This window comes from Bacillus sp. P4_D3 (assembly GCF_056401855.1).
Map to the genome: position 1 here is coordinate 1 of NZ_JBFUIN010000103.1, position 9351 is coordinate 9351.

General features: G+C 31.7%; 9 protein-coding genes and 1 pseudogene. 7 read left to right on the plus strand and 3 right to left on the minus strand.

Annotated elements, in window-relative coordinates:
• Nucleotides 1-10: 10 nt before the first annotated feature.
• The 5 genes from AC1DTM_RS13205 (at nucleotide 11) to AC1DTM_RS13225 (ending at nucleotide 3257) form a co-directional block, all read left to right on the plus strand.
• On the plus strand, nucleotides 11-310 hold the full coding sequence (locus tag AC1DTM_RS13205) for a DUF2089 family protein (RefSeq protein ID WP_016104021.1): 300 nt from the start codon (nucleotides 11-13) through the stop codon (nucleotides 308-310).
• Nucleotides 310-579: a hypothetical protein gene (locus tag AC1DTM_RS13210; protein ID WP_016104020.1), complete on the plus strand. Its 270-nt coding sequence runs from the start codon at nucleotides 310-312 to the stop codon at nucleotides 577-579. The genes AC1DTM_RS13205 and AC1DTM_RS13210 overlap by 1 nt, the downstream gene beginning before the upstream one ends.
• A gap of 332 nt (nucleotides 580-911) precedes the next feature.
• On the plus strand, nucleotides 912-1187 hold the full coding sequence (locus AC1DTM_RS13215; protein WP_002162141.1) for a CD3324 family protein: 276 nt from the start codon (nucleotides 912-914) through the stop codon (nucleotides 1185-1187).
• Nucleotides 1188-1419: 232 nt separating this feature from the next.
• A complete protein-coding gene (locus AC1DTM_RS13220; RefSeq protein ID WP_016104019.1) occupies nucleotides 1420-2106 on the plus strand; it encodes an MBL fold metallo-hydrolase in 687 nt (228 codons plus the stop codon).
• 374 nt (nucleotides 2107-2480) lie between these two features.
• Complete coding sequence (locus AC1DTM_RS13225) at nucleotides 2481-3257, plus strand: GNAT family N-acetyltransferase (RefSeq protein WP_016104018.1); 777 nt, start codon at nucleotides 2481-2483, stop codon at nucleotides 3255-3257.
• Between the two features lie 887 nt (nucleotides 3258-4144).
• Here AC1DTM_RS13225 and AC1DTM_RS13230 read toward each other — a convergent pair.
• The 3 genes from AC1DTM_RS13230 to AC1DTM_RS13240 all read right to left on the minus strand — a co-directional run bounded on the left by AC1DTM_RS13230 (nucleotide 4145) and on the right by AC1DTM_RS13240 (nucleotide 5809).
• Nucleotides 4145-4372, minus strand: coding sequence for a hypothetical protein (locus AC1DTM_RS13230; RefSeq protein ID WP_012259991.1), 228 nt, complete (start codon nucleotides 4370-4372; stop codon nucleotides 4145-4147).
• A 197-nt stretch (nucleotides 4373-4569) separates the two neighbouring features.
• Nucleotides 4570-4950 carry a hypothetical protein gene (locus AC1DTM_RS13235; protein WP_002144405.1) on the minus strand — a complete coding sequence of 127 codons (381 nt, stop codon included), beginning with the start codon at nucleotides 4948-4950 and terminating at the stop codon, nucleotides 4570-4572.
• A complete protein-coding gene (locus AC1DTM_RS13240) occupies nucleotides 4943-5809 on the minus strand; it encodes a ParA family protein (protein ID WP_002144406.1) in 867 nt (288 codons plus the stop codon). Before AC1DTM_RS13240 ends, AC1DTM_RS13235 begins: the two co-directional genes overlap by 8 nt.
• 904 nt (nucleotides 5810-6713) lie before the next feature.
• Between AC1DTM_RS13240 and repS the strand changes: the two genes are divergently transcribed.
• Both repS and AC1DTM_RS13250 read left to right on the plus strand, forming a co-directional pair.
• Complete coding sequence (gene repS / locus AC1DTM_RS13245) at nucleotides 6714-8270, plus strand: replication initiation protein RepS (protein ID WP_016104017.1); 1557 nt, start codon at nucleotides 6714-6716, stop codon at nucleotides 8268-8270.
• A 202-nt stretch (nucleotides 8271-8472) separates the two neighbouring features.
• Nucleotides 8473-9225 (plus strand): annotated as a pseudogene (locus tag AC1DTM_RS13250) (hypothetical protein).
• Nucleotides 9226-9351 lie beyond the last annotated feature (126 nt).

Genomic DNA, 9351 nt, shown 5'->3' on the forward strand with positions numbered 1-9351 from the left:
GGGCAAAGCTGTGGATATTAATAATATTCCAAACTGGATTTTAGCCTTGGAAAATGAGGATTTAGAGTTTGTTAAAAACTTAGTACTTCATTCGGGTTCTTTAAAAGAGATTGCAAAAGTTTATGAGGTATCATACCCAACAGTAAGACTTAAACTTGATCGATTAATCGATAAAATAAAAATGAATGATGCCGTAGAAAACGAGGAATTTATTAAATTTATCAAGAGCCTGTCGATTGATGATCGGATAAGTGTAGAAGATGCAAAATTGATTATTGAAAAATATAAACAAGAAAGAGATGGGGAATAATGGTTCTTATTTATGCTGGTATTTTAGCTGTTCAATTTTTCTTATCAAGTAGAAACAATATCTATTGGGGGGCAATTTTACCAGTAGCACATATTGTATTTCTGACATGGTTGTTTATAACGAATAGTATTGAAAGTACTATTGGCTTTATTCTTTATCTATTATTAGGGATGTTTTTCTTATGTATAGAATGGAATCTAGGTAGAAAGTATTTTCATAAGAAGATACAAAAAGAATTGGATAAAATGAAAACCCACGACATGAAATAGAGAAAATAGTTGTTAAATACTATACATGACTAATATGTATCACCCTTTATTTTTTATGACTTTTTAAGATTTAGGTCTTGATAATATAACAAAGATGTACCGTTTTTAATAAAGTTGCATCGTTTCACCCCTTTGGATATGATTATCCAAAGGGGTGTTTTAATTGAAAAATAAATCTATTCTATTAAGAAATAGAACTCAAACTCATGCAAAGCCTTTAATTAGAAAAGCGATACTTTGCATGGGGAAAAATATTTAATCGCTAGATAATATTTCTAATGTTTTGGCTTTGCACCTTATTTATGTTAAATCGAAATAAGGAGCGAGCAAATTTGAATTATATAAATGCTACAAAAGTATTACCAAAAGAGCTATTGGCAGAAGTTCAAAAATATATACAAGGGGAAACTTTATATATTCCAATACAACAAACCACTCGAAAAAAATGGGGTTCTGTTAGTGGTATACAAAAGCAACTGAATCATCGAAATCAAAACATTCGAGAAAACTTTGAGAATGGAATGAACATCCAAGAAATATCTGAAAAGTATTTTTTATCAGTTGAAACAATCAAAAAAATTGTTTATACAAAAAAAGAAATAAAATAATTGATATGGCTAGTCTAGGGAATTATTAAAATAATACACCAGATAGCCTTTTTGTTTTTTAAAAATCTAAAATATGATGTCTAATTACAAATCAGTATGGGTAAAAAGTATTGTTAGGTATTAAATGTTTCATTACTATTCTTTATCTATCTTTACTAATAATTATGATGTAATCTTAAAAACAATTAATGATTGTTCAGTGTTTGAATAAATAATTTATGGAGGAAGAAACATGAAGATATTAGAACTACCAATTGAATTTGAATTTAATGGACAAAAAAATTACATTTATCCTAGCTTAATTATATTGAATAATGAATTAACCTTGGTCGATACAGGGTATGCAAATTTTTTAACTTTAATTGAAAATGAAATTTTAAAAAATGGATATGAAATGAAGAATTTAAAGAATATAATCATTACTCACTATGATGATGATCATATAGGTTCCTTATATGATTTCAAAGAAAAGTATCCTTGGATTAACATTATAGCTAGTGAAATTGAATCAAAATACATTAGTGGTGAAATGAAGTCAGAGAGATTGGTTCAAGCTGAAAAAATGCTAGAAAATATGCCAAATGAAGAAATCGAATTTGGTAAATGGTTTATACAGCAATTAATGAATTTGAAGCATGTTTCAATTGATGAAAAGGTACATGATGGTGATATGATTCTAGATAACAAATGTAGAGTAGTAGCAACACCAGGGCATACTTCAGGGCATATTTCATTATATTTTCCAAGTTTAAAAAGTGTAATTACAGGTGATGCAACTGTTCATGAGAATCATGAATTAGCCATAGCTAATACACACTTTTGTTTAAATGTTGAGAGAGCAGAACAGTCTTTGAGAAAGGTTAAAAATCTTAAAGCTGAAGCTTGCTATTGTTATCATGGTGGGAAATTTTCTTTATAATTGGGGGCTAAACGTAAAAACTCTCGAGTTAAACAACTTTATTATTCAGTTTTATAACAATAATTGTGAATACAATTAAAAATTAAATAACTTTAATACCCTTCCAATCATTTCATCGTTGGAAGGGTATTAGCTTTATAAAGATAAAATTAAACGACTTTATTATCTCTACACAATATTCAACAATCGGGCCAGATTGTAAAGTAAGATTGTACAACTAACTTGGAGGTTATAGAAGGATTTCACGAAACTAAAATAGAATTTCACACTAATACTTTTATATGATTTATTGGATAGATTCTCTTTATTTGATGAGTAATAAGATATATTGCATGAGTACTAATGAGATCAACAAAAATATGAGGTGTCCAAACATGAGTTTTTATTTTAAAGAATGTAAGCAAAGTGATATTGGGGATTTAATCCAAAGATATGTTAGTACATTAAGTTCTCCTATTGATTCCGTTTTAGAGGAGCACATTCTCAATTCCGTATTTTATACAATCAGTTACAACTCCGAAGTTGCAGGTTATTATGCCATACATAGTAACCAGTCCCTAACTCAATTTTATTTAGATTTATCATACTACAAAAAATCCCAAGAGATTTTTGACAATGTTCTTAAGGATCATTCAATTCGGTCAATACTGGTTCCAACATGCGACGAACTTTTTTTAAGTTTGGTATTAGATCATGATTATAAGATTGAAAAACAAGCTTACTTTTTCCAAGATAACAAAGTGGAAATTCCAACGGGAAAATTATTTAAAGATGGGGAATTCAGAGCTGCGGTGCCTAGCGATGCTACAAAAATAACTGAGGTATGTCAGGACTTCCTTGGTAAAGTGGAGGAACGTATTGAAAATAGGGAAATATTCACCTACACCAAAGGAAGTATTCTGCTTGGAATAGGGATTATCGAAACAAGTAAGTTACTTGATAGATATGGAAATATGGGCATGTTTACAAATGAACAATACAGAAAAAAAGGAATAGGCAGAACGATAATTCATCATTTAAAGGAATGGTGTTATGACAATAATCTAAATCCGATTTGCGGTTGTTGGTATTATAACACTCCCTCGAAACAAACGTTAGAAAGTGCTGGTATGGTCTCTAAAACAAGATTATTAAATATCAAAGTCCTATAGATTTTTAAATGAATGAATTTATAGCTAATCTTGAGTTATTCAAGAATCGGGCGCTTTAATTGAGTAAGGATCACAAAAATCATCAAACTTTTTTATAAAAGGATGATTCAATTGAATATAGAAAAAGCGTGTTTTGATCAATCTTTTTTCAAAGCACGCTTTTTCTATTTGTTCTTTTATCAAGGTTTATTAAGTTAATTTAATCAAACTTTGTTTTAAAGCCACAGAAGTAGCTTAATTCATTATAATTTTATACATCATGTCATAAAGTACACTTTATGACATAGCTGAAAAACTAGAATTTTCCGTTTCAAAAATACAACTTAATAACATTTGAAACACGTCAATATAATTGTATATATTTTGAAATATATATTTTTTAAAGGTAACCCAAACTCCTTATTTATAAGGAGTTTTCACGATATGTTTTTCTTATTCCCCCTTTTCGAGGGGATGGGCAAAAACACCCTTCATAGAAAAACATTTGTTTTTTGAGTATACTTTAACGATAGACAAGTACAAGTCTTTAAAACGCTTATGTGTTCCTTGAAAACAAGATATCATATGGAGTTCGATAGCCGAATTCAYGCTATCGGTAAAATGATATGTGTCGTCAAGAACAAGACGCTAAAACATMTGAACACGCAACGATCTGTACGGTATGGTTATAGTACCGTAGCTCMCGAACCTATACGGTCKGTCGTGAGAGTGGTGATGRCACACCGCAAYCTTGCACGTCAGCGATACCAGAAATGGACTTCGCCTTTGGTAGCAAGAAYSCCACTGAYRTTAGTCARCTTGCCCCTTTAGGGGTGGGAGTGTCAAATCTAAGAATGGTCTTTAATTCTTCATTAAGATTCATATAGGTCCGCCAGGATTTAAATACATTAGATTTGAAAGGCATAAGCAATTAAGCAAATAACCATGATAATTCCAACAATAGTAGTGAATAGTGCCAGGAAGTTAATAACAATATAGTATAAGAAGTAAGCACCAATCACGAATACTATTAAAAGTCCGATTATGAGAGATAATGTTCCAATTGTATGTAGAGAAATCACATTAAAAAATACTAAAGCTATGACGACTAAACCTATAATACCGAGGGTTCGCATGGTTATCGCTCCTTTCGAATTGTGTACATGTGTATCTGTGCACCTGTACACATGTACACAAAATTTACTTTAAAAAAATATAACGCTCTATCGCTACTACACTGATATAGAGGGGGTTATCACTCTATTTATTTTATGTAGGTATAACATGTGTAAATGTGTAAAAGACCACATGTACACATTTACACATGTTATTTTTATTTCTTTTGCTGTTTCTTAGCTTCTTTAAGAGCAGCTTTACGTTTGATGTTTTCAAGTTGTGCGTGGAATAGTCTAAGTTGTTCAGGAGACAATTTTTCCATATACAAGTTATGCATTTCACCAAGCAGTTCATAAGCATATTGATATTCTGAAATCTCAAGTAATGCATCAAACTCATGTTTAGTTTCTAAAGGCATTCGAATAGTACCACGCTTATCACCGTTAACTAGTGTTGCCTTTGCAGGTAAACTAGGATCATAAGGGGTAGAGGGAATGACATCGGCTTTATAGCCAACATCAATTTTCCCTCCATTATTTTTAGAACCAGGGTTTTCCCCGCCCTCCTTTTTTCCGAAAAATCCCATGTTATTACTCATTTCTTAATTCCTCCATTTTCTCAATTCGTTCTAAAAATTCATCTGCAAATGGTTCAAAAACTTCATTAAATAACTTCTTGTCCCAATATTGATCTTTATTTAAACCGATACGTGGAATGCTTTGGATTCTTTTAGCGTAAGGTATTAAATTTCTAAATAAATTATTTTCTCCAAAAATGTTTTTCGCATCTTGTAATACTGTTGCATCGATTTTACCAGTACTGTGTAATTGATTTGGTAATATGCCGATTACATCAAGAGGAGCATTAAATTCTGTTACTAATTTGCTTAAGAATCGTGAGATATAATCATTAGCGCCATCTAAACTATCACTTTGTGTTTGGAATGCAACAAGTACATAGTCACTTGCCATTGCAGAGCTTTTTGTATAATAAGATGCTGTAGGTGGACTGTCAATGATAACAAAGTCATAATTTTGTTTTAAAGGTTCTAATAGGTGTCTAAAGTAATTAATCTTATTAGCTTCTACTTGATGATAGTTAGGATCAGAAGGTTCAGTATGACCAAACCTTGATGTTAGTAACATTTCGAAGTTTTCGAAGTCACTATGAGAAGGTAGTAAATCTAAATTCTCCATTATAGTCAACTGCATGTCTTCTAAACTACCATCTTGTACAGCTCTCATTAATGTTTTGTCGAAAGCGAAGTATTCATCATTAATTCTTTTTCTTGTTAAGATCATTGTTTTTGTTGTATTGGCCTGCGGATCCATATCTACTGTTAGAACTTTATATCCCTTTAAAGCTAAATGATAAGATAAGTGTCTTACAATAGTAGATTTACCTACGCCACCTTTACTGTTTGCTACAGTTATAGTTAACGGTCTTTTTAATTTCATATGTATCCCTCCAAAAAAACTTTTCGTCTATTTACACATGTTCACATTTACACGAGTTCACATGTGTAAAAACTTCTTAATGTAATTATACTATCCACCTAAAAAAATATCAATACAAATTTACACATGTTCACATGTCCACATTTACACAAGTTCACGAAAAATGGAGAACTGTTGATATGACAGTGTTTTAACAGGTTAGTATTAATATTTTTTTACACATTTACACTTGTGTACATATACACAAGTGTAAATTTAATTTCAAATATTTTTTTCTAATTAATAGAATGAAAARGGAAAAGTAGCATGTACACATGTACATTTTTACACTTGTGTACATGTGTACATGGAAGAAGTTTTGTTGAAATTCTTTGTTTACAAACAAAAAAACTTATTGTAACGTTATAGACAACAAGTTTTCTCAACGCAATTCGATTTAGTTTGATATTATACATAAGAAATTCGTAAGAATTTGTAGGATATATATAAGACACATAAACATAAAAAAACAAATAAAAAAAGAACGGCTGTCTACTTGAGATTTGGAAGATCTCAAACACGACAGAGGAAGTAGATCTGCTGGAAACATTTCTACTTCTTGGTGAATACAATTTGCTGGAAACATCTTGTATTCCATTTACGTCACTGCACTACCAGTGAGTAAACTTCCCAAACCGTTCTAGTTAACTATGCTATTGAGATATTAAATATCTCTTATTAGTATAGTTAATTAGTGTAGATTTGTAAAGATAGAACCCCCTATTTAAGTGCATCTATAAGCGTATTTAATTATGGATTTTTCTACCTTTGTATACAATTCGGGAAGTCTATTTATTTAGGTGAGCAGTGATATAACTGCTCACCTTTTTTTGTTGTCTTAAATCTAGTAGAAAGGAGATCCAACATGAATACAGTACAGAAAGCTATTAATCTTATACTTCATAAAGGTTTACGAAAATATAAATCTAAAAACTCACAAGCTGCATTAGTATCTATTACAAAACAAGAGAAATTTGAAAACAAAATGCTGAATGGTAAGAAGAATAAAAAAGGATCTATTTTTATTACTCGTAAAAAAGCTGATTTAAGCGCACCTTTTGGTACAAGAGGGGTAGTATTATCATCTGAGGAAGCTACACTGGATCATGTTGGACAAGCTTCTCACTGGACTCCTAATGTATATAATTTTGGTACATATAGCGAGAATGGTCTTCGTACAATCGTTGGGCATACAGAAAAGAACTTACAGCAAATTAATTGCTTCGTAATCGACATTGATTCAAAGACATTCCCAATGACAGCTATTAACGATGTTGCGTTAAATGCTGGTTTTGGTGTGCCGACTATGATCCTTCAAACTACAAAGGGTTACCAAGTATATTATGTGCTAGATAAAGCTGTATATGTAACAAATAAAAAGAACTATATCGCTATTAAATCAGCAAAAAGAATCTCTCAAAACTTGAGAGAAATGTTTGCTGTAAGCCTACCACAAGTAGATTTAACATGTAATCACTTCGGATTCTTCAGAATGCCTTCAGAAGAGAATATCATTATGTTCTTTGAGGGAAATGTATATTCTTTCAAGGAGCTGCAGGAATGGAGCAAGAGACAAGATGATAACAAAGGCAAAGAATTTTTCGCAATTCCAGGTAAAAATAACGTAATTGAAACACCATTTTCTAAAAACAAACCTGTAGAGCAACCGAAACAGGTTGAAGAAGCGTGGTTTAAACAAGTTATTAATTGCACGAATATAGCGCCACAACAAACAAAAGCAGGGCGAAACAATGCAATTTTCACTCTGTCATTAGCATGTTTTCAAAGTGAAGTGTCAATTAAAGAAGCACTAGATATGATGGATCAGTTTAATAGTAACCTGGAACAACCTTTAGATCATGTTGAAGTTAGAGGGATTGTCATGTCTGCATATTCAGGGAAGTACCAGGCTGCACATAAAGATTATATTGATCGTCTACTTCAAACATATGCGACACCTGGACAAGTGAATTCTTTCAGATCTCCTGCTGCGTTTTGGAGAAAGCATAAGAAACAGCGTGTTGATCGAGTACGTTCACATTGGCATGAGTGGGAAGCGGATATTATCGCTTTCTTATCAATGCATTCTAAAAACAAGCCTGTGTTATACTTTACACAATCAGAACTATGTGAAGAACTAAATATCCCTAGAAGTACATTAAACACTGTTTTGAAGAAGAGTAATAAAATATACAAAACTGTTGAGGGCAAAGGGAAAACGGCAAAAACTGGACTATCAACAATTGGAATGTTAATTTCATTTGCATTACGTGAAAAAGGGCAAAAAAGAGAGAGTTATTCAAGCTATTTAAACGAGCTGTTTCCCCAAATAGGTAATATCTTTCTACAAGCAAAGAACGATAGCGCTATGGCAGAAGAAACCGTGTCATATAGCCTAATCGAAGGGCTACCAGCTGGTTAATTTTTAATTGTTCACTGTGCCAATACATAATTATATCTACGATACATCTTTCGGAGAGCTAGCTATAGCGTTATACGATTAATACTTACAGAGTTACTTCTTGCTAGGGGGATATTTTAAGTTATTTAGAGTTCTATACTCATTATGGTATGTGAAATTGTATAGACTGTTTTAGAAATTTATTCTATTGGTGGTGTGCTATATGGGTAAAAATTATTCTGTAGATCGTGATAAAAAGGGACGTTATAGACATTCTTATGTATTCATGAGGGGGACTGATGTAGAGATTAAGTTACTTGGTCATGAAGGTTTGTTAAAAGGGAAAGTTACAACAATTGAGGAATATTATTGTGTTTTAGATATGGTGGGGGACGGTGATCCTTATCAGATAATTGTTAATTTTGCAGAAGTAAAATATATAAGACATAAAGAGTTTGTGTCAGTTGAAGAAAGATCACCTAATTATACGCCTGAAGATAAGAAAACGTCATTTGTGTTTGAGATAGGGGAAAATATAGTTTGTGCGTTTAAAGATGGTAAGCGTATGAAAGGATTTGTATTATTTGAGGGAGCCTATTATCTGTATATCAAAACAGAGAAGGGCAATTTCTGTACGATTATGAAGAGTGCTTTATCTTATATTGCACATGGTAAACATACTGCATTGTTAGAGACAAATGATTTTTATACAGAGGAAATGAAAGCAGCTGGTCATATAAAACCAACGGAGTATGTTTTATATGTAGGGGATATAATTACAGTATTTTTTGCTAATGGTAAAAGCGTGACCGGTGTAGTTCTTGATGAATGTAAGTATTGGCTATTACTACAGTCTGAGAAGCTTCAAATTACTGTTTTAAAAGGCAGCTATTCTTATTTTAAGCATTAAAACTATGAGAATAAGCCGTTCTTGTACCAGGCTAATAAGAGATTAAAAAAGCAATTGAGGAAGTAGGATTTTATTTGATGATTAGATCGGTCAACATAATTCTTTTTTAGAGATGTAAATTATAATGGAGGGGTGGAAAAGAGACTTAGCTTGATATTATCCCCTTTAAGTAGACAGTGTAAAAAGACCATG

What these genes read in the sequence shown, in the direction of transcription:
- AC1DTM_RS13210 (WP_016104020.1), top strand. Translation starts at nt 310, where the DNA reads ATGGTTCTTATTTATGCTGGTATTTTAGCTGTTCAATTTTTCTTATCA.
- AC1DTM_RS13220 (WP_016104019.1), top strand. Translation starts at nt 1,420, where the DNA reads ATGAAGATATTAGAACTACCAATTGAATTTGAATTTAATGGACAAAAA.
- AC1DTM_RS13225 (WP_016104018.1), top strand. Translation starts at nt 2,481, where the DNA reads ATGAGTTTTTATTTTAAAGAATGTAAGCAAAGTGATATTGGGGATTTA.
- AC1DTM_RS13230 (WP_012259991.1), bottom strand. Translation starts at nt 4,372, where the DNA reads ATGCGAACCCTCGGTATTATAGGTTTAGTCGTCATAGCTTTAGTATTT.
- AC1DTM_RS13235 (WP_002144405.1), bottom strand. Translation starts at nt 4,950, where the DNA reads ATGAGTAATAACATGGGATTTTTCGGAAAAAAGGAGGGCGGGGAAAAC.
- AC1DTM_RS13240 (WP_002144406.1), bottom strand. Translation starts at nt 5,809, where the DNA reads ATGAAATTAAAAAGACCGTTAACTATAACTGTAGCAAACAGTAAAGGT.
- repS (WP_016104017.1), top strand. Translation starts at nt 6,714, where the DNA reads ATGAATACAGTACAGAAAGCTATTAATCTTATACTTCATAAAGGTTTA.